Source organism: Macellibacteroides fermentans (genome assembly GCF_013409575.1).
Lineage (GTDB): Bacteria > Bacteroidota > Bacteroidia > Bacteroidales > Tannerellaceae > Macellibacteroides > Macellibacteroides fermentans.
This window is the reverse complement of sequence record NZ_JACCCY010000001.1, coordinates 1,003,064-1,024,575: the sequence shown is the minus strand read 5'-3', so window position 1 is coordinate 1,024,575 and position 21,512 is coordinate 1,003,064. Positions and strand designations below refer to the sequence as shown.

Below are 21,512 nucleotides of genomic sequence, written 5' to 3'. Positions count from 1 at the left end.
TAAGAATTAAAATGGGCGATGTAGTAGAAAAAAGTCTCGGCGATATTTTGAATTTTAGACGTGGTCATGATTTACCTAAGTCTAAAGTGCAAAAGGGAAATATCCCAGTTGCAGGTTCAAACGGCATAATAGGATATCATAATAAAGAAACATCAATTTATCCATGTATTACAATTGGGAGAAGTGGTAATATAGGCACTCCGTATATTTATAATAAATGTTGGGCTCATAATACAGTTTTGTATGTAGATGATTTTAAGGGTAATGACCCTGAATATTTATATTATTTACTTAGAACATTACCTCTTTCTTCATTTGGTGGTGGTAGTGCAGTACCAACATTAAATCGCAATCATATCCATCCAATAAAAGTAAAATTTTACAAGAAAATTCAAAGACAGAAAAAGATAGTATCAATATTAAAATCCATAGACGATAAAATCGAACTCAATCGCCGGATAAATGATAATTTAATCTTTAATTGAATGTTTTGGATAAGAGAACATATTTCTAAAATGCCGAGTTTTGACACGTTTAATACACACGCAGATACAATAGTTAACAATATTGAAATGAATCCTGCATTGTGTATTGAAACTTGTAAAAGTTTGATTGAGGGAATATGTAAGACTATTCTGACAAATAAGGCCTACATATATAAAGATGATATTAAATTTCAAGAGCTTGTAAGACAAACCATTGAAGTTTTAGTAATTAATTCGTATAACCACAAGGAAAAACTTTGTGAATTGGCAAGAAGAATTGCTTCGGTTGCTCAGGTCATTGCAGAAATAAGGAATAATTCTGGATTTGCATCCCATAGCCAGGATATAAAGAACATTTCCGTTGACTCTACAATGTCTCTATTCATTTACAAAATCACAGATGTAATTGGTGGTTTTATTTTACACTATTACATGACTCATAATAATCCGAAAAAAGACAGTCGGATTCATTATGAAGATTGTGACCAATTCAATGAATATTTTGACGATGCAAATCCTCTTGTAATTGGATTCTTAACACTGTCTGCCTCTGAAGCAATGTATCAGCAAGATTATGAGGCTTACAGAGAAGAATATTTGAATTATTTGGAAACAAAAGTCGAAAAATAAAATACCATGTCATTTACAGAAAACAATTACGAACAAGCGCTTATTCAATTATTCCAACAATTGGGATATAAGCATTTGTATGCTCCCTATATTGAGCGAGATTATTATGTGCCTTTTTACGAGGAACAATTGTTTCAGAGTCTTTATGATGTAAATCCAGAAAAACCACAAATTGCTATTTACGAAGCTGTTACAAAACTAAAAGACATAGATACAGGCAGCTTGGCCAAACGTAACGAGCATTTTACGGATTATCTGCAGCATGGTATAGAGGTGTCGTATTATGACGGGAAAGAGCAGCGTCATGACATTATTTATTTAGTAGATTTTGACAAGATCCACAAAAACACATTCCAGGTGATGAATCAATGGGTGCATGTGGAAAAGTCGGAAAAACGTGCGGATATAATTGTTTTTGTAAATGGACTTCCTTTGGTTATTGCCGAACTTAAATCGCCATCCCGTGAAAACACAGATGTCTCCGAAGCTTACAGGCAATTAAAAAATTATATGCACGAAATACCCTCTTTGTTCGTGTATAACGCATTTTGTGTAATGAGCGACATGAGCTGTTCCAAGGCGGGAACTATAACAAGCAAAGAAGATCGCTATATGGAGTGGAAAACTAAAGATGGGAGCTACGAAAGTACCGAATACGCCGATTACGATACCTTCTTTGAGGGTATTTTTAAGAAAGACCGTTTTCTTGATATAATAAAGAACTTCATTTGTTTTTCGAAAGATGATAAGAATGAATCATTCAAGATTCTATCGGGTTATCATCAATATTTTGCTGTAAATAAAGCTATTGAAAGGACGAAGATAGCGGTCGAGTCTGATGGTAAAATCGGTGTGTTCTGGCATACACAAGGTAGTGGGAAATCTCTTTCTATGGTCTTTTACGCTCATTTACTTCAAACTACCTTTTCGCAACCTACCATAGTTGTTATTACAGATAGAAATGATTTGGATGATCAGCTTTATACTCAATTTTCTACATGTAGGCAATTCTTACGTCAAACACCCATTCGGGCAAAGAATAGAGAACATCTTAAGAAGTTGCTTTTAGGACGTGAGGCTAATGGTATTATTTTTACTACGATGCAGAAGTTTGAAGAGTCCAGCGAACCTTTATCTGAAAGAAAAAATATCATTGTAATAACGGACGAAGCGCATCGGGGGCAATATGGTTTCGAAGAAAAAATCGATCCGCAAACAGGTAAAGTATCCATTGGAACTGCCCGTATTATTCACGATTCGCTTCCCAACGCTTCGTATATAGGATTTACAGGAACTCCCATTTCAACGAGAGACAGAGATACTCAGGAGGTATTTGGTAATTATATTGATGTTTACGACATGACTCAAGCTGTGGAGGATGGTGCAACCTGCCCAGTCTATTACGAGTCTAGAGTAATTAATCTCAACCTGGATGATCAAACTTTAAAAATAATAGATGAGGAATATGATCTTTTGGCTGATGAAGGTGCAGAGAAAGAGCAGATTGAAAAAAGTAAGCGTGAATTATCACACATAGAAGCTATCCTGGGAGCACCCGAAACCATAGATTCTCTTTGTAGGGATATTATCAGGCATTACGAAGAAAATCGTCAGTATGAATTAACAGGTAAAGCTATGATTGTGGCTTATTCAAGGGCTATAGCAATTGATATATATTATAAAATATTAGAAATCAGACCTGATTGGACGGAAAAAGTAAAGGTTGTAATGACCGGAGGGAATAAAGATCCTGAAGAATGGAATGCTATTATTGGCAATAAGTTTTATAAAAAGGAGCTGGCAAAGAAATTTAAAAACAATGACGATCCTCTGAAAATTGCAATCGTGGTTGATATGTGGTTAACAGGTTTTGATGTGCCTTCTCTTGCCACAATGTATGTTTTTAAACCCATGAAGGGGCATAATCTTATGCAAGCTATTGCTCGCGTAAATAGAATTTTTCAAGATAAATCTGGTGGTCTTGTTGTGGATTATATCGGTATAGCTAAAGCATTGAAGGATGCTATGCGCGATTATACCAGACGGGATAGAGAGAATTATGGAAATCAAGATATAAAGGATACCGCGTTTATCAAGTTTAAAGAGAAGCTCGAAATTTGCCGTGATATCTTTCATGGTTATGATTATAGTCTTTTCCAGAAAGGAAGTGATTACGACAGGGCGCAACTTATAAAAGGTGGTGTAAACTTTATTATTGCACCTGATAAAGAAGCCCAAAAGGTATCATTTTTGAAAGAAGCAAAACTATTACATGATGCGATTACGCTGTGTCGTAGTTTATTGGATGAGAAATATAGATTTGAAGCTGCTTTCTTTGAAACGGTTCGTACATTGCTTTCCCGAATGACTGGAAAGGGCAAAGTATCGAAAAAAGAGATTAACGAACGTATTGGCGAGTTGCTGAAACAGAGTGTGAGAAGTCAAGGTATTATCAACCTGTTTTCGGATGTAAAAGCAGAGTTCTCTTTATTCGATACCGCATTTCTGGAGGAAATCTCTAAGATGAAAGAGAAAAACATAGCCATAGAATTACTTAAAAAACTATTGGCCGAACGGGTTTCGATGTACAAAAAAACCAATCTTGTTCAATCGGAAAAGTTTTCTGATTTATTGAATCAGGCTTTATCCAACTACCTGAAAGGGATGCTTACCAATGAAGAGGTTATACAGGAGCTGCTCAAATTAGCGAAAGAGATTTCGGAGTCCGAGTCGGAACGAAATAAATTGGGTCTCAATGCAGAAGAAAAAGCTTTTTACGACGCGTTGACTAAGCCAAGAGCTGTTATGGATTTTTATTCTCATGATATTTTAGTTGAGATGACAAAGGAACTTACGGATATGCTACGTAAAAACCGAACAATCGACTGGCAAAAAAAGGAAGGAGCCAGAGCTGGTATGCGAAGACTTGTAAAACGATTATTGAAAAAATATAAGTATCCACCTGAAGAGTCCGAAAATGCAATGGAGGTGGTTCTCAAGCAATGCGAAGAATGGACAGACAACTCTTCCGATTCACTCTTTTATGAGACTGAGCTGGGTAGTAAATTGTATGTGATGGAAACAGATAAAGAATATATTAATCAGGTTGCAGAATCTACTGTTAAATACAAAAATAACTTTTAAGGCTGAGCCAAACTCTATTAATACAAAGGCAACCGGCCGGGGTGTTGTAATTTCTGATATTGTTAGATTTTACCCGACCGGTGCCTTTTTTATTTATACCAGACTACGGGTCTGTTTAGTTGTTTGCTTACTTCGGAGAGTTGGGAGCGGAGCTTCATCAACTCGGTGTTGATCTGCATTCGCTCTGGTCCCTGACCGAAAAGGAAACGTTTGCTTCCCAGTTTTCGCATTTGGTGTTGCAGTTCCTGCTCCCGGGCCATCAGCCGGGGGCGATCGCTTTGCAATAAACTCAAATCGGTCGTTTCCTCACTGTTCATCCGGATTACTTCTTGGTTTCCGGTTCCTTCTGTACCTAATGAACCTCCAATTGTACTCGACTGATTAGAGGTTGCAAAACTTGCCAGATCCATTCCGGTGCTTTCCTTAAGTGCTTGCAGGTGTCCGGTAAGTTGGGATTCTGCAACGATGGTGCGGAAGGCTTGTTTTCCTATGCGGCGGAAGAGGGAATCGGGATCTTCGCCGGGGGGGAGGAGTAACTCGCTGGTTTGCATGCCGTGGCGATGGAGTACGGCAATGGCTGCGGCTGCTATCTCGCGTCCGCGGTCGTCGGCATCCATCAATACGGCTACGCGTTTGGTGTAACGCTTCAGCAGTTCGGCATGATCGTCGGTAAAGGCGGCGCCGCACTGGGCAACGGTGTTCTTAAAGCCTGCTGCCACCATGGCCAACGTATCTTTGTATCCTTCGGTCAGGAAGACAAAGGTCTCTGTCCGTATGGGTTCCCCAGCCAGATGCAAACCGTACAGAGTGCGGCTTTTGTTGTACAGGTCGCTTGTTTGGCTGTTTACGTATTTAGGGGTGTAACTCCTGTTTTCGTCCGTGATGGTTTGGGTGGTTCGTCCTGCAAAGGCAACCAGCCGGTTGTTTTCGTCGCGGATGGGGAATACAATCCGTCCCCTCATGGCTTTGAACGCGCCGGGCACCGTACTTTTTGCCTGACTTACCTCAAAATCTACATAGGCTTGGGTAATGCCGTCGCAATCGGGGTGGTATTTATTGCCATCCATCCAGCTGTGGTCGTCCAACTTTACCTCATGTATACGGGCCAGGGCAGGATGATGTCCATACATCGACCGCATGAACTTCACGTTGTCGGCTTCCATGGCGGCAAGCTGCGCCGGTGTAGCGGCGGGCTTCTGTGCCCTGGCCTTTTCCCTTCGCTCGATGTGTTGTGGCGGAGGGGTTGATCCGTTGCACCATTCCTGGCGCAACAGATTAACAGCCTCGGCAAAGGTGCACGATTTTATTTTGCTGATAAAGGCGATCACATCACCGCCTTCGTTGCAGGCAAAACATTTAAAGATCTGCTTTCCGGTGTGTACGTGCATGGAGGGGGTGGAGTCGTCGTGAAAAGGGCATAATCCTAAACACTTACCTCCTAATTTGTACTCCAGTTCAACGTAGGTACCTATCACATCTTCGATGTTCAGGGCCTCCTTCAGCTTCGCTATCTCTTCTTTGCTGTTGTCGTTCATGATGCTTAATAGTCGGAGATGCGGGTCATGTGGTTATTATAGCGAAACTTCGTTGTACCGGTGGCACCGTTACGGTTCTTCAGGATGTTGATGGTGCCGATACCCACCATGGATTCGCCATCTTCGCCTTTGCCATTGCCCTGCAGCTCGGGGCGGTTGATAAAGAATACCACATCCGCCGCCTGCTCCAGCACCCCGGAGTCGCGCAGGTCGCTCAGCTTGTGCTTATAGTTGTCGTTCCGCTTCTCAATCTCGCGGTTCATCTGTGCCAAAACTAAGGCTGGGATGTTTTCCTCTACTGCCAGATCCTTGATGCGCTTCATGGCGTGGCCCAGTGATGTAGCCAGGTTCTCGCCTTGAGCATGGCCTGTATCCAACTGGTTGATATAGTCCAGAATCAGGAAGTCACATTGCTTGCGCTTGCGTGCCAGCTTTACTTTGGCGCGGATATCTTCGGGGCGTGCTGCTGCAATGTAATCGATGTAGATGGGAAGTTTCCGCAGCGTATCTTCGTTCAGGCTTTTGGCCACGGCAATCTCTGTTTCGGTGAGTCCGTGCATACGCAGGTTCTCCGGCGAAATGTCCGACATGGACATCAGGATACGACCGTATAACTGTTCCATGCTCATCTCCAATGAGATGATATAAACCGGTATTTTTTTAAGAGCAATCTGAACGGCCATGAAAAGAGAAATAGCCGTTTTGCCGTGGGAGGTAAGCGCCGAAGCAATGGTAACCTCGCCCCTCATAAAGCCGCCCATAATATCGTCCATTCCTTTAAGGCCGGTGGAATAACCTACCGAAGTACCGCCATTCTCCAACAATCGGGTGTGGCGGGCAACCACCTCCTGACCGATTTCACTGATCTGTCGGGTACTGGTGCTGTTTACACCCATGCCGGCAATCTCTTCCAGCTTACTGTTTGCCAACTGTAGGATTTGCTCTACCGGAATGTCCCTGCTGCCGCACTTGCCGGATATCTCCATAGCCAGCAGACGCAGACTGTTACGTTGGTACTCTTCCACAATCAGGTCGGCATAGGTGGTAACGTGAACATCGTCCACTACAGAAAGAAGTCCGTCCCCCACGTAATTTAGTCCGTTCATCTCGGCATATAGCTCGTGGTCCAGGGCACGCATCTCGTGCTCCAACAGGGTGTAGTCCATGGCTTTCCCTTTGTTGAAAAGCTCGATAATTCCTTTGTAGATCAAAGCCAGTTCGCGGCTTGTAAGCATTTCTTCTGTAACGCGTGGGTAAACCTGACTGCTTTCGGCTGCTCCGGTAAGGAGAGCACAAACGAAACTGAGTTCGTTTTTGAATCCAATATTTTCTGTTTTCATAATAATTCTGTTTTGTTTCAGTAGTAACAAATTGCCTGGTCGCGCCTCCCTGCCTTTCGTTTTTTCCTGTTTTTGTTTTATTTACATTTACCTTCCGATATTCAACCTGCAGAGTATCCATCGGAAGATGGTTTTTTTCGCAATTACTTATCCGTGTTTTTGTCCTGAAATTCAGGTATTTTACTTAAATCAATTTCCAGCTTTGGAATGTAGCAACCCTTTACATGATGCTCGGGGTAGTAGTTCTCTACCGAGACTCCCAGTTTCGCCTTCTTGGCTTTAGGAGCTGCCTCTTCTGCTGCTTTATCACCTCCGTTTGCCTGCTTGTACTGGGCACTTTTCTTACCCACAATGCAGTCGTACCCCACTATGGAGAAGCGGGATCCGCCCCTTACGCGTTCGATTTTCAGTATGCTTTCACTTTGGAAATCGGTCATGATGCGGTTCCATTGCTTGCGATCCAGATTGAAATATTCGGCCAGTTCTACTTGTCTGGCTATAAATTCGCCTCTGAAACAAACATATCTCCTTCCGTTGAACGTTACTTCTCCCTTTGCAAAATAGACTTTTTGGTAGAAGTAACTGAGGATCCTTGCTCTGAGTGCTGTTTTTTCGCAGCTGCTCTGCTCGTTATCCACAATCACACGGGGTATGTTGTAGTACCCGCTTTTCAGAAAATTTTCCATAGTGTAAAACTTTTTCATCGTATCGATTTTTGTTAATCATTTGTTTTTTTAATTAATTGTCCCCAAGGATGTCCCCATGTTTTCTTGGATTGAAGCGGGTTTCAGCGGAAAAATGTCCCCAAGAATGTCCCCTTCTTCTTAAATATATTATGCATATTCAAATACTCTTTTAAAAAAAACCGGAATTCAAAGACTTTCCATTACTGATAAATGCTTCAGACAATCGCTATTGTCTTTCCGGATTTGTTTTGCCATCCGGCCGGGCTTTGGTTAAATCGCATCCAAAAGCGGAGGAGATTTGTTTCGCATTTCGTTGTGTGATTCAACAAATTTTGGCTTGTAAATAATCACAGCTGCAAAGTTAAAATTGCATTTCGGCATAAACAAAAGCTGAAATGACAACGGATTTTTGACCCTTTAGTGACTGTTTAATCTCCAAGTTATCAGTCTTTAAGAGGCCTAAAAAAGTCGTTTTTCAGGCAAAAATCCGTTGTTGAATTAACTGATAATATCGCTAAAACATGTTTCTTAACATACTATTCGTCGAGTTTTAGCTTAAATTTGTTTTTTTCAATCACCGAATTCATCGCTTGAACAACCATTTCAGCCATAGAAACATCTAATTTGTAGAATTCTTGTTTGATCTTTTCTTTGTCGATCCGAAGGTCAAAGTATTCGTTGCAGGTATGGATTAACTGATCAACCGAACCGTTGTTGAATAGTTTTAATTTCCATAACGAGGCAATGAACAGGATAAGCATCTTTTTGCATTCCGGTTTAATAATCATACTCTCGGTTTCGGTATGTTTAAGTATCCAAAATAGCCGGATTCGCTCTTTGTAGGTTTCGTCAAACAGCCGGCAAAAGGTTTTCCATCTGCGTGAATTTCTTACTTCTTCGTTGCTTACCAGGTTGGTAATCGAACAGACTATATCCATCTCGTCTTCGAAGGTGGAAACTACATCGTAAAAACGTTTGAACGTAATGTTCTTAGTACCGCAAATTTGCTCAACATATTTTTTTTGATCGTTGAGAAAATCAATTTCAATAATCATGGTTTGTAAATTTCAAAGATTAACATGTAACTGACAACTCTTACTTGCTTATATGAATTTTGCAAGTGATTTATTGTGAGTGTTATACATGGTTTTAAAATAGCTGCCCATTGGTAGCGTTGTTGTGTCTTTTAGAGTTATAACTTAACTTTAAATGAGGCGAAACAGGTCGGAACTTCGGTGTGAAAACGGTTCTGTTAAGGACAAAATTTGCAGGTACATTTTGACAAAAATGTATACTCTTTTTGTTTAAAATGTTATGACATTTTACTCAAAAAGTACCTGAAAAATTGGTTGTTCACACCTGAGATTTTACGCTGTTACCGCTTTGTTTTGAGGATAACAGGGAATTGCCGGAGGCCCCCTTTTCGGGGGCAGGCTCATGGTTCTCCCAGATAGGCTACAATGATTCGTACCTGCATGGAAGTGAGCCTTCGGGTTCCCTTCACCCAGCCTTCGCGGGCCAGTTCGTCACGTAGTTGGGGGTGGTTCTGTATCCACCGGAGCAGCTGTTTATTCTGTGCCGAACTGCTCAAAGCGGGCGAATATAATTGCGCCAGCTCGTTCCACCCGTAGGGATGGATGGGTAGGGATTGGTCTTTCATCTGTATATTGATGTATTTGAAGTTATATAGTTTTGATTAAAAAGCTTACTTTTCATAGTAAAAATCAGATTTAAAGTGAATTAAATTCAATAATTAAATAATAATCAAATATACTCCTATCTTTCCATATAACCAAACATTTTTCGCATAAAAATAACTTGTAAGTGTCATGATTTTTACTTGTTCGGGAGGTTTTCGTGAAGCTGTTTGTAAGCTATCGGGAAACATCGCGCGTTATCGCGCCCTATCGGGACGTTGGCGGACAAACCGCGCCAAACGGGGATGTGCTGGTCGTACATTTGCATTGTTACGTAACGAAAACAAGTTTTATAAACCCTTAAAAAACAAAACAAGTATGGCATTATCTTATTCTTTAATCAAGCGCAGAAACATGGAGAAAGACGCTCCTGTAGGTAGTAAACTGGTATACGGATCCACTCGTACCACTTCGAAAATGGACCTGAACAAATTGTGCGACGCAATCGCTGCACACAGTACCGCATCACGCGGCGACGTGATGCTGGTGCTGGAAGGGCTGATCTATATTCTTACTGAGAGGCTGCAGGCTGGAACGGTTGTGAGCATGGGCAATTTTGGAAATTTTCGCATGGTAGCCGGCTCTGTAGGAGCTTCAACGGAAGAGGAGTTCAACACTTCGATGTTCAAAAAACCGCGTATTATCTTCAAGCCGGGTATCCTGTTGCGCGAAGTGACCAACAACGCCAAGTTCGAGAAATTGCCCACGGTTACGGTTACCGTAACGGAGCAGTGCGACAAAGAGCACGTGTATTAATTCTTCATTGCACCCCCGGATGCAGGTTCCGGGGGTGCAATTTTGTATGCACAAATCTCAATTTTGAATTACAAGATTTAGAAACAAACAAGATATCAATATGTTGAAAGAAATATTTGTACAGAGTTATTACCCCCAGGTAAAGGAGGCGGGAATAAAATATGGCATTAACCCGGTGGTGTTGCTGGCCCAGATCGCCATCGAAACGGGATGGGGCGAGTCGGTGCTGTGTAAGGAGCACTTTAACTTCGGTGGCTTGACGGGCTTCGGCAAACCGTCCGAGTTCTGGCCGGGCACCAAAGTGCAGCTTTGCGAAAAGGGACTTACCTACCGGAGCTACCCCGATGCCAGAAGCGGCATACTGGATATGGCCCGCCTGCTGCGCTCATCCTATGCCTCTGCCTGCAACGTAAGCAACGTTCCTGCTGCCTATGCCCAGGAGATAGCCTACAGCCGCTACATCAGCGAGGTAAACGGCGACAACCGCCAAAACTACAAGATGCTGCTGGTAAAGCTATCCGCCACCATGAGCCGGTTGATAGCGCTGCAGTTTCCGGAGTAAGCGCAAGAGTCTTAACTTATTATTGGTACACCCTATTGAAAAAGGAACCGGATGGTATACATTGCTATTTAGGTAGTATACAAATATCAATAGAGGTTCTGTTTTGGAAATAGATCCGTCTCCAGGATGGTGCTTCCCTAAGCATTAAACAAACGATTCTCAATACAAACCCCTTAAAACAAACAGAAAGATGAAACAAGTAAAACAGATCATTGAATTTATTTTGGTAGTGGCAAGCTGCTTTTTTCGGAAAAGGAAACAGCAAAAAATCTACCCTCACGTTCCTGAAGATCCTTATCCTCCTGGCACTTGTAATGGAAGAAAAGGAGATTGCCCTGGCTGCACTGGGTGTAATTGTAACCCTCAGTCAGAAGCCACCACCGGATACCCCGGTGTCTCAGAGCAATACGGAGCCGCCAACCTGCTTGGCTGGTGTTTGATAGCAGTTGCCGGAACCAGTTACCTGTATAAGTTGCTGGTTTAGAATCCAACATAGCAGGCTGGGGATTTACGTATATAAAAATGTTCGCGCAACGCGCAAATAGTTTAATAAATGGATTATCCAAATTAAACAGTCTGCTATGAAACATTGTATAATTAGTTGCGAAAGGAAAAATAACTCTTATATTTGCAATGGGTATTTCTAGTGTTTTTAATTAGTTTTTTTGACATATTAAGAGATAAAGGAGAGTTTAAGAAGAGTCCGGCTCGTGAGAGTGGGACTTTTTTCAATTTTAGTTTGTTTGAATGTTATTTATTCAATATTCAAAGGTTATTGTATATAAATATTAGTTATACCCGTTGGCGGAATTAATTCACTAAAAAATGTCAGGAAATAAGTTGTGCATATCATTGATTATTAGTATTTTAATGGTGATCAAACTATTAATATACAGCTCAATTATGCACAACTTATATGCAATATTCGCTAAATTTCTTGATATATGCAAGATGTTTTCTGGTGATTTAGTAAACGAAAAAGGGAATATACCTCGCAGAGGAGTCGTCCCGAAGTTCTCTGACTTAGAAGTGATCAGTTTAAGCCTTGCTGCCGAATCAATAGGTATAGATAGTGAAAGCTTTTTGTTTTCTAAATTAAATGAATACAAAGATGATTTTTCTTCTCTCATATCCCGTCGTCAATATAATGATCGCAGGAAGCTCACTATCGGCTTATGTAATCAGGTGCGTGAAAGAATTGCATCAAAAGTTGATGGTGGAGAAGCTATTTTCTGTATTGATTCTATGCCAATTGAAGTCTGTCGTCCCATAAGGTCAAAACGTTGTAAAATGGGAAAGAATAATTATGATAAAGCTCCCAATTATGGCTATTGTGCTTCACAGGGTAAACATTATTACGGATATAAATTACATTCTCTCTGTGGGTTGAGCGGTGTCATACACTCTTTTGACCTGACAAAGGCGAGTGTTCACGACATTCATTATTTGAAAGACGTAAAGTGTAACTTTCAGAATTGCACCATCATCGGTGATCGTGGATATATTGGAGCAGCCATACAACTTGATTTATTTGAAAAAGCTAATATCAAGTTGGAAGTTCCATATCGGTCGAATCAAAAAGATTGGAAACCTGTATTTAGTCCATTTGCTAAAGCAAGGAAAAGGGTTGAAACGCTTTTTGCACAATTATGCGATCAATTTATGATAATCAGAAATTACGCAAAACAAACAGAAGGATTGTTTACCAGAATTACGGGGAAAATTAGTGCACTTACAATCCTTCAATATATAAACAAGATTAATAACAAACCCATTGGACAAATTAAATATGCACTAATTTAATTCCGCCAACGGGTTTACAAAAATAAATCAAAGTGAATATATTAATTGTTGCTGTCTCAGCATTGAGTATCAATATAATCCTTGGAAAGTATCGGGCACGATTCAAAAAAATGACAATCATGTGGTGGGTTATGATACACGCCTCCATACCATTAATTATACCTTTGCGAATTTGGTTAGATACACCTAAAATAGCAATTCCGCTTTTTATAGGATTGGCTATAACCGGACAGCTTATCGGGAGTAGGCTCCTACTTATTAAAAAAAAATAATATAAAGGCGGAAATATAAATATTTTAATTTTTAAGTCTGCAGAACTATTTATGGTCCATCCAAATATAGCTCTGTTAGTTATAATTTTAAAATACGACATTAAATTTTGTCTTTTACTTATTATTGATTTTGCAGTTAATTTCCGATTTTTGATTTAGATGTTTCTATTCTTTGCTGGATATATTTTGTATATGCAAAGGTTCTTTACATAATTGATGTAAATTATTATGAGAAGAAAATATATCTTTGATGATTAATTCAAATTTCTAATAATGAAAATTCAGAATATACGCTCTGTGGTATTACCCAAAGAGTTTTCTTTTTATTCCAATCTGAATAAAGAGCAAATAGAGAAATATAAATACCCCGCCAGATTAAACGCCGGACTATTTATGATTATCCTTAAAGGAAGATGTGATATGTCTATTAATTTGGAGAATTACACAATTACTGAAGAATCGATAGTCACCGTTTTCCCGAATAGCATCATTCAGATGAATAATTATAGTGATGAATTCGATGCATACTATCTGGTCATGATACCGGGATATATTAATAATATAGGCCTGATCCAGTCGATAATGCCTCATTTATCTACTATTATGGATAATCCCGTATTAAATATCGAATCGAAAGCAGACCGAGATTTATTCTTGGATTATTGTAAGATATTTCAGAGGATATATGAAAGACAGCAATCTAATCCTGCAACAGAAGTCATCCAAGGCCTGATGTCAACTCTCATTTACGGACTATTACGGATATGGGAAATCAAACTAAAAAAAAGCAGTAAACACGGTGACGACAAAGGAATACGAAACCGAAAGGAAACGATATACCATCAATTTATACAATGTCTCTTGAAGAACTACAGAGAAGAAAGAATAATCTCCTTCTATGCCGATAAATTATGTATATCAGCCAAATACCTAAGTGTTGCAATAAAAGAAGTTAGAGGAAAGTCTGCTCTGGATCTGATAAATGAAGCGGTAATCTTAGATGCGAAAGCACAACTGAAGAATTCGGATTTAACGATATTACAAATCTCAGATACACTTAATTTCACCAATCCGTCTTTCTTTGCCAAATATTTCAAGAAACATACAGGTATGACACCTAAAGAATACCGTATCAGTTAATTTCTGTCTTCTTCTTTTTCTTATCCTGCCTATGATGTGAATAAGGTATCAGAAGAACGACAACGATACAGGCAACTCCACCGTAAATAGTCCAACCCGATATCTCTTTCAATGCCGCCAAAGTGGCTTGGATCTGTATCCGCCCTTTTACCGATTGTGTCGCCATTATCTGAGCATCTTCTACACTTTTGCCTTGTTGCATACTGCCCATTTGGGTTTGCGTAAACGTTCCTGCAATTTCAGGATTAAGCATATCTACATTTTGCGACAATCGGCTGACATAATACAACTGCTTTTCATTCAGTGTATTTGTGTATAAAGATGTGCCTAAGACCGGTCCTATAACCGAACGAAAGGCCAGCATTACAAATATCCAGGTAGTGAGGTACGCCATATTTAATTTGCGCATCCCCCATATACCCGCCATAGCATAAAGAATAAGCATACCTGCTGAACGAATGATAACAGGGAAAATCATATTTTCGTATAATCCCATACTTTGTACCTGAAAATACATGTATGCCGCAGCGATTGTTATACACAGGAAACCTATGCTAAAGATGTATTTGAAGTGCATATTCCACTTTGCCATCAAAAAAGCAATTATGGCTCCAATCACATACCCCACCAAACTGTAATTGCTTAATACTGCATTTTGCCAATTATCGATTTTCATTGATATACCGACAAATGTGCTCACTAGCATCGAGCTGGAATTCAATACCATGAGCATAATAAACACTGACAATGCTATGACGACATTCCGGAAAGAGAATATCTTTAAGTCTAAATAAGGTCGCTTGCTATATATTTCTAAAATGAGAAATACACCGGTAGATATAAACAATATAATTAAAGAGTAATTTATCAGCGGACTATCGAACCAATCCAGTGTTTTACCATATATAAAAATGAAACTAAATGATAATAATAACAATGAGGCACATACGGTATCTCCAAATTTAATCAGAGTCAGGCGTATGGGCTTTATTCTTTTCTGATAGACCATGGTGACTTCTACCAGTAAGAGGCAAATAAGAGCTATTGCAATCATGAAATAGTACACATACTGCCACTGAAAGCTAAAGGCTAACCATGCAGTAACAAATGAGCCGAGCTGGCCTACCGTCAAAAAGAACAAGTATAAAAAAGGCAATGCCATCGCCTTTATTTTTTCGAATTTCTCTTCCATTTCTTCAGGTCTCTGCTCTGTCGAAGGTTTCAGTAATGGTACGATGTCTCTTCCCGCTATATAGCCCAGCAGACCGAACAATGTATTGAATATAAGTATTATACGGATGAATCCTGTAAAAAAACTACATATCATAAGCATTGGTATCGAAGTTGTTTGGGCACAGATATAACTTATTATAACCAAAACCGTCAGTCCCAACAGATAAGTCATTTTGGAGCGCCTTATTTCCAGAAACAGAATTGTGAACGGCGTAAAAACAACCATCCCCACGGCTGTGGCAAAATTGGCATACTGTATATGTTCGGTCATGATGCCCAGGCTGCCTACCATTTCGCCTACATTACTTGTGTAAGCTCCACTGATAAATAAAGCGGGGACAAACATGAGAATATAAATAAATATGCCCAGCGGTTTAGGAACCCAGCTATGAAAAGGGAAATTCGATCTTTTCATTTTTTCACTTTTGCATTTACTACGGCCATCATTCCGGCGGCTAACTTCATATTATCTTCGGACGACAGATTCTCAAATTCGATACGTATCGGAATCCGCTGTTGTATTTTTACGAAATTACCCGTTGAATTATCAGCCGGCACCAGCGAATATTTTGCTCCGGTGGCATTGGATATTTCTGTAACTTTTCCTTTGAACTCTTTCTTGTCAAATGCATCAATCATAATAATCACCTCTTGTCCTATATACAGATTCTTAACTTGTGTTTCTTTAAAGTTTGCCACTATCCACTTTTGGGTATTGGGAATGATGTATGTCATGTTTTGTCCTGCATTGACTAATTGTCCTTCCTTCAATGCCCTGCGTCCTAAAAATCCGTCACAGGGAGCAGTTATAACGGTATATGACAGGTTGAGCTTAGCCATGTCCAATGCCGCCGAAGCGCGCAGAATGGAAGCCTCTGAGTTTCCTCTGCGTTTCTGCACTTCGTCGGACGACGATTCTGCTGTCCTTTTCTGTTGTTTGAGTGCATTCAAACGGGCAGTTGTAGCATCTAAATCTGTTTTTATTTGTTCTACTTGTATCGGTGTAGTTGCATTCCGAGACAATAGATTCTGATACCTCGTATAATCGGTTTCTAATTTTCTCAACCTTGCTTCCGTTTCTTCGATGTTAGAATCGAAAACAATAATATTACTTTTCGATGTATTTACACTGGCATCTATAACTTGTGAACCTGCCATTGCATCTTGCAAAGATGCTTCGGCTTCTTTTAGCCTTATTTGGTATTCGCGATCGTCTATGACAAGCAGCGTATCTCCTTTTTTTACAAACTGATGTTCGGTAAAATAAATTTTATGGATATATCCGGGAACTTTTACATTGATGGGAGAAACATATTGCTCTACCTGAGCATCATTTGTTACCTCATTACTTTTAAAATTGAGAAATAAATCAATTGCAAAATAGATTCCCACGGCTATAATAACTAATCCTATTGCACTCAGAAACCAACGGGTGGTACGTAATATCCTTAATTTCCTCAATTCTTTTTTATGATTGCTTGATTCTGACATATGATTTTTTTTTATATTAAACGGAATTTATTTGATTGAAAGCTCGTCCAGCTTGCCTGTCAACTTCAACAGCTGCAACTCGGTAATCCTACAACTATAATGTGCATTGATAAAGTTATTCTGCGCATCGGTCAGCCTCATCTCATCCTGCAATAGTTCAGTCATCGATACTATTCCTTCTTTATATCTGTCGGCTGTAACTTTATATACATCCCCGGCCAACGAATAATTGTCTTTTTGTTTGGTGTAATTCCTATAATTATTCAGCCAGTCATTAATTGTATTATCATATTGTGTTTGCATTTTTTTCTCCGTATCTTCAATCTGAAATCTTATTTTTATATAGTCCGAATTTGCTTTTTTTCGATTCATCCGTTTGCTGAATCCGTCAAAAATCGGGATATTGAGAGATACGCCCCAATAAAAAGAATTGTACCATTTATTCAGGCTGTTAGAGCTATTGGAATGGAAATAATTATCAAAATGATCGGTATAGTTCGTATAGGATAACTGCCCCACTAATGATAATGTGGGAATGTAGCCCTGATTAATAGCTTTCTTTTGTTTTTCGACTATATTTTTTTGTGAGTAGAGTATTTTAAACTCGTTCAGATCTTTCGATAAACCGGACAATTCAGGCACAGTCATTTCGTCAGCACTGACATATACGAGTCCAAAATCAGACTCTAAAGGCAGATCCAATATATATTTCAGTAAATTCAGTTGCTGTTGGTACATTGCTTTTGCATTTTCGCGCTGTACGGTTAGGTTCTCTATATTGATATTAACACGTTTCAGATCCACATCCATCGCCATACCGTTGTCAAAGAAGGCACGGGTTATATCGGCCAATGCTTTCAGGCGATCTATATTTTCATCCGTCAGCCGGATTTGCTCAACAGTTGTTTGTGCCAAATAATATATTTTGCATATTTCGATGGTAATATCTTCTTTCGCCTTTTCGTATGAATAGTGTGTCAGTTCTTTCATCTTTTCAGCTATAGAGATACTGGTATAGAGGGTTTGGTTATATAAAGGCATTGAGAGTTGTGCCCCTACCGAGGTATTGTATCTCAAGCCTTGTGTTGTCATATAGGGCATATCTATCCCTAACATGGTTCCCATCCGGGATCCATCAGTAACACTGGTACCTACATCTACATTATTTGTAAAATTTCCAAAGCCGTTGATTACAGGTAATAATTTGGTCCGGCTTGCGGAGTGTTCGTAGCCGGCTTTTCGGATTTCTTCCGATTGGCTTTTAAGCAACAAGTTATTCTCTATTCCTATCCTAATACATTCATCCAGCGTTAGTATATTATCTTGTGCCATAATAAATGTATTGAAGAATAGTGTGGTAACAATAAATAGTGATAATCTTTTCATATTTTTTATTCTATGCATATTTCAAAATATAATGTTTATTCTATTTCCAACAGGAACGAACCCATGAGGATACGCTCCCTGAAAACGAGGATATAAATAAGATCATTTGTTTTAAAGTTTTTATAGTTTTGGGCTAAAGCTAAAAATGAGTCAATGGGTTTACTTATTGGTTTATCTGTATTTACTAAAACCTTATCTTCCGGAATATTTAAAGAATTAATGGCATTTCTGATTACTTTATCCGTCGAATCATTAAATATTAAGTAAGATAAATCGGAAAGAAAGTATCCATTCATTTCCAACATCGAATTGGCATAACTCATGTATAAAAATCTTGATCGTTTGTGCTCGATAGGGGCATGAGAAATACTGATCACCCGACCTTCTTTCGCTGCAACCTTTTCATTCGAGAAGAAACAAGTGACAACCTCTTCTGCTACGTAAATCAGTAATGCTTTGTTTGACAACTTCGATAAAAAATATGAATTAATCAATTCAATAGAATTGATTATGGTGGAGTCTGAAAGTGCTGTTAATATATTTATATTCAATGATTTAAACTCTTTTTTTATAAAACAGAGGATCTCATCGGCTCCTGTATCCGACATGAATATGATCAGATCTATTGCTGTCAGATCATATGGAAGGTGTGGCAACGAATGGATTATCGCATTGTGGTAAGATCGGATGTCTTCTTCCCGAGTCTGCATTTCGTGCTTGATATTGTTTTTCAAGCAATCTTCTCTTCTGTAATATCCGATAGCATTTATATACATCTGCAAATCATTTTTCTAAATGCAAAGAAATAATGATTCAGAGTTAAACTACTGATCTATTTTTCCTTAAAACTATTCCAATTCTCATCAAAATACAATAGGGATTGACATAGAGAATAATAGAAAATCGACAATGTTTAATGTTTATTGAATAGTCTTTATTGTCTTCTAATATTGTAGTGTGTTCATAACCTAGACTTAAGGTAAATTTTAAATTGTAAGAAAAGTATTTATTGATATAAGCATTGACAATCTTACTTATCCTTATATACAGATTCTTGAGGAAGAAATACCGTGTGCCATTTCATTATTAATACTTATGCAAGTCCATCCCGGGAACTTATATGTTACAAATGGAGCTGATTTAGCTCCATAACTTTTAAGTATTCCTGCTCCATAATTATCCAATTCTTTTGTAGTCATACCTATTCTGGCATATTCTCTCATTTGTTTCAATGTGATGGCAACAATGTCACTAATTTCTTGAATACCATTCAAATCTTCATCTGTCTGTACTATCATATCATTTTTAATGCAAAGTTATAACTAAGAAAAATCCGGTCATAGTATAAATTAGACATATCGTAAACTCATTGTCGTTGAACATTATGCATATCTTTGTACCCATTATGCCAATCAACTTTTTAAAAGAAATTATTCAACAGGAAAGAATATCTTCTAATGGAGAATACTGGATCAGGAAATCTCCATCGGAGGTATGTATTGACTATATCGAAGGTTTCTATTTGTTTTATGATATTGATAATAAAACAGATCATTGGATTTTTAATGATGGCTCCCCTTCAATTATGCTATTTCCTGATAGAAACAATAAGGCTCGCATTAATATTGATGGTAAAGAAAACATTGTGAAATCGGGTTGGATTGATGCAGGTGTAATGAAGAAAGTCTATGTGAGATATCTTGAAGACTTAGACTATATTCTGATTATAAGATTTAAACCTGAATATTTTCATAAACTGTTCAACTTACAGCCTTCTTTTTTCAAATGCAGGAATATTGCAACATTTACGGAGATAAATTTTGATAGAGAGTTACTTAATCAAGTATTTGCCACAGATTCCATTGATAACAAGATTACTGTAGTCGAATTATACATAAAGAGCCTAATTACAACAAAGGACAGAATAGGTTTATTAAATTCTGCTGTTGAGCTAATCAATCAAACTAAGGGACAAATCTCCGTAGCTAATGTAATTAAAGAGATTGGGGCCAGTTACAAATGGCTGGAGCGGAATTTCTCCAAGTATATGGGGCTTACTCCTAAAGAATACATACAATTACAACGATTCATCTCAGCATATCTAAACTTACATGCTGAACCAGATGATCTGTTGAATGTAGCAATAGCTAATGGTTACTATGACTACAACCATTTCCTCAAAGAATTTAAAGATTTTACGGGGAAAACTCCAGTCGAATATATTTCAAGAAAAGAAGTACCATTTACAGAAAACTTTAATCAGAAATCTATCTTCACAACTTTATAAGATATTATATTTATTACCCGTTGGCGGAATTAATTCACTAAAAAATGTCAGGAAATAAGTTGTGCATATCATTGATTATTAGTATTTTAATGGTGATCAAACTATTAATATACAGCTCAATTATGCACAACTTATATGCAATATTCGCTAAATTTCTTGATATATGCAAGATGTTTTCTGGTGATTTAGTAAACGAAAAAGGGAATATACCTCGCAGAGGAGTCGTCCCGAAGTTCTCTGACTTAGAAGTGATCAGTTTAAGCCTTGCTGCCGAATCAATAGGTATAGATAGTGAAAGCTTTTTGTTTTCTAAATTAAATGAATACAAAGATGATTTTTCTTCTCTCATATCCCGTCGTCAATATAATGATCGCAGGAAGCTCACTATCGGCTTATGTAATCAGGTGCGTGAAAGAATTGCATCAAAAGTTGATGGTGGAGAAGCTATTTTCTGTATTGATTCTATGCCAATTGAAGTCTGTCGTCCCATAAGGTCAAAACGTTGTAAAATGGGAAAGAATAATTATGATAAAGCTCCCAATTATGGCTATTGTGCTTCACAGGGTAAACATTATTACGGATATAAATTACATTCTCTCTGTGGGTTGAGCGGTGTCATACACTCTTTTGACCTGACAAAGGCGAGTGTTCACGACATTCATTATTTGAAAGACGTAAAGTGTAACTTTCAGAATTGCACCATCATCGGTGATCGTGGATATATTGGAGCAGCCATACAACTTGATTTATTTGAAAAAGCTAATATCAAGTTGGAAGTTCCATATCGGTCGAATCAAAAAGATTGGAAACCTGTATTTAGTCCATTTGCTAAAGCAAGGAAAAGGGTTGAAACGCTTTTTGCACAATTATGCGATCAATTTATGATAATCAGAAATTACGCAAAACAAACAGAAGGATTGTTTACCAGAATTACGGGGAAAATTAGTGCACTTACAATCCTTCAATATATAAACAAGATTAATAACAAACCCATTGGACAAATTAAATATGCACTAATTTAATTCCGCCAACGGGTTAGTTATATGTGTAGAAATGGAAATTTAT

At 38.6% G+C, this 21,512-nt stretch carries 20 protein-coding genes; 10 read left to right on the top strand and 10 right to left on the bottom strand.

Annotated features, from left to right (window positions below; translation table 11 throughout):
- The first annotated feature begins 11 nt into the window (after window positions 1-11).
- The 3 genes from F5613_RS04330 to F5613_RS04320 are packed head-to-tail and all read left to right on the top strand — an operon-like array spanning window position 12 to window position 4,259.
- Window positions 12-485 (top strand): restriction endonuclease subunit S, encoded by a 474-nt coding sequence (locus tag F5613_RS04330; protein ID WP_179398802.1) that lies wholly within the window; start codon window positions 12-14, stop codon window positions 483-485.
- The gene (locus F5613_RS04325; protein WP_179398801.1) at window positions 486-1,115 is read left to right on the top strand and encodes an abortive infection family protein; all 630 of its coding nucleotides are present in this window, start codon (window positions 486-488) and stop codon (window positions 1,113-1,115) included. It begins immediately after the preceding gene.
- A gap of 6 nt (window positions 1,116-1,121) precedes the next feature.
- Window positions 1,122-4,259 (top strand): type I restriction endonuclease subunit R, encoded by a 3,138-nt coding sequence (locus F5613_RS04320; protein WP_179398800.1) that lies wholly within the window; start codon window positions 1,122-1,124, stop codon window positions 4,257-4,259.
- Window positions 4,260-4,348: 89 nt separating this feature from the next.
- On the opposite strand, the gene F5613_RS04315 is transcribed toward F5613_RS04320, so the two are convergent.
- From F5613_RS04315 to F5613_RS04295, 5 genes are all read right to left on the bottom strand, one after another.
- Window positions 4,349-5,794 (bottom strand): DNA primase, encoded by a 1,446-nt coding sequence (locus F5613_RS04315; RefSeq protein ID WP_179398799.1) that lies wholly within the window; start codon window positions 5,792-5,794, stop codon window positions 4,349-4,351.
- Between the two features lie 5 nt (window positions 5,795-5,799).
- Window positions 5,800-7,134 (bottom strand): replicative DNA helicase, encoded by a 1,335-nt coding sequence (locus F5613_RS04310; RefSeq protein ID WP_179398798.1) that lies wholly within the window; start codon window positions 7,132-7,134, stop codon window positions 5,800-5,802.
- A gap of 143 nt (window positions 7,135-7,277) precedes the next feature.
- Entirely contained in the window at window positions 7,278-7,838 is a 561-nt protein-coding gene (locus tag F5613_RS04305) for a hypothetical protein (RefSeq protein WP_179398797.1), read from the bottom strand.
- A gap of 518 nt (window positions 7,839-8,356) precedes the next feature.
- Window positions 8,357-8,875 carry a hypothetical protein gene (locus F5613_RS04300; RefSeq protein WP_179398796.1) on the bottom strand — a complete coding sequence of 173 codons (519 nt, stop codon included), beginning with the start codon at window positions 8,873-8,875 and terminating at the stop codon, window positions 8,357-8,359.
- Between the two features lie 380 nt (window positions 8,876-9,255).
- Window positions 9,256-9,480 carry a DUF4248 domain-containing protein gene (locus F5613_RS04295; protein ID WP_079682895.1) on the bottom strand — a complete coding sequence of 75 codons (225 nt, stop codon included), beginning with the start codon at window positions 9,478-9,480 and terminating at the stop codon, window positions 9,256-9,258.
- A 169-nt stretch (window positions 9,481-9,649) separates the two neighbouring features.
- Between F5613_RS04295 and F5613_RS04290 the strand changes: the two genes are divergently transcribed.
- The 5 genes from F5613_RS04290 to F5613_RS04270 all read left to right on the top strand — a co-directional run bounded on the left by F5613_RS04290 (window position 9,650) and on the right by F5613_RS04270 (window position 14,050).
- Window positions 9,650-10,273: an HU family DNA-binding protein gene (locus F5613_RS04290; protein ID WP_246303332.1), complete on the top strand. Its 624-nt coding sequence runs from the start codon at window positions 9,650-9,652 to the stop codon at window positions 10,271-10,273.
- Between the two features lie 100 nt (window positions 10,274-10,373).
- Complete coding sequence (locus F5613_RS04285; RefSeq protein WP_179398795.1) at window positions 10,374-10,835, top strand: glucosaminidase domain-containing protein; 462 nt, start codon at window positions 10,374-10,376, stop codon at window positions 10,833-10,835.
- A gap of 190 nt (window positions 10,836-11,025) precedes the next feature.
- Window positions 11,026-11,319 carry a hypothetical protein gene (locus F5613_RS04280; protein WP_179398794.1) on the top strand — a complete coding sequence of 98 codons (294 nt, stop codon included), beginning with the start codon at window positions 11,026-11,028 and terminating at the stop codon, window positions 11,317-11,319.
- A 341-nt stretch (window positions 11,320-11,660) separates the two neighbouring features.
- Window positions 11,661-12,638, top strand: a complete 978-nt coding sequence (locus tag F5613_RS04275; protein ID WP_068187292.1) for an IS982 family transposase — start codon at window positions 11,661-11,663, stop codon at window positions 12,636-12,638.
- A gap of 545 nt (window positions 12,639-13,183) precedes the next feature.
- Window positions 13,184-14,050 (top strand): helix-turn-helix domain-containing protein, encoded by an 867-nt coding sequence (locus F5613_RS04270; RefSeq protein WP_068187278.1) that lies wholly within the window; start codon window positions 13,184-13,186, stop codon window positions 14,048-14,050.
- Here the strand turns inward: F5613_RS04270 and F5613_RS04265 are convergent.
- The 5 genes from F5613_RS04265 to F5613_RS04245 all read right to left on the bottom strand — a co-directional run bounded on the left by F5613_RS04265 (window position 14,043) and on the right by F5613_RS04245 (window position 19,458).
- Window positions 14,043-15,698: an MFS transporter gene (locus F5613_RS04265; RefSeq protein WP_179398793.1), complete on the bottom strand. Its 1,656-nt coding sequence runs from the start codon at window positions 15,696-15,698 to the stop codon at window positions 14,043-14,045. The genes F5613_RS04270 and F5613_RS04265 overlap by 8 nt on opposite strands.
- Window positions 15,695-16,774 carry an HlyD family secretion protein gene (locus tag F5613_RS04260; protein WP_179398792.1) on the bottom strand — a complete coding sequence of 360 codons (1,080 nt, stop codon included), beginning with the start codon at window positions 16,772-16,774 and terminating at the stop codon, window positions 15,695-15,697. The genes F5613_RS04265 and F5613_RS04260 overlap by 4 nt, the downstream gene beginning before the upstream one ends.
- Before the next feature lie 27 nt (window positions 16,775-16,801).
- The gene (locus F5613_RS04255) at window positions 16,802-18,160 is read right to left on the bottom strand and encodes a TolC family protein (RefSeq protein WP_068187284.1); all 1,359 of its coding nucleotides are present in this window, start codon (window positions 18,158-18,160) and stop codon (window positions 16,802-16,804) included.
- A gap of 35 nt (window positions 18,161-18,195) precedes the next feature.
- Complete coding sequence (locus F5613_RS04250; protein ID WP_179398791.1) at window positions 18,196-18,936, bottom strand: hypothetical protein; 741 nt, start codon at window positions 18,934-18,936, stop codon at window positions 18,196-18,198.
- A 264-nt stretch (window positions 18,937-19,200) separates the two neighbouring features.
- Window positions 19,201-19,458 (bottom strand): M24 family metallopeptidase, encoded by a 258-nt coding sequence (locus F5613_RS04245; RefSeq protein ID WP_068187288.1) that lies wholly within the window; start codon window positions 19,456-19,458, stop codon window positions 19,201-19,203.
- 107 nt (window positions 19,459-19,565) lie between these two features.
- Between F5613_RS04245 and F5613_RS04240 the strand changes: the two genes are divergently transcribed.
- Window positions 19,566-20,447 carry a helix-turn-helix domain-containing protein gene (locus F5613_RS04240; RefSeq protein ID WP_179398790.1) on the top strand — a complete coding sequence of 294 codons (882 nt, stop codon included), beginning with the start codon at window positions 19,566-19,568 and terminating at the stop codon, window positions 20,445-20,447.
- A gap of 44 nt (window positions 20,448-20,491) precedes the next feature.
- Window positions 20,492-21,469 (top strand): IS982 family transposase, encoded by a 978-nt coding sequence (locus tag F5613_RS04235; protein ID WP_068187292.1) that lies wholly within the window; start codon window positions 20,492-20,494, stop codon window positions 21,467-21,469.
- Window positions 21,470-21,512: the final 43 nt, after the last annotated feature.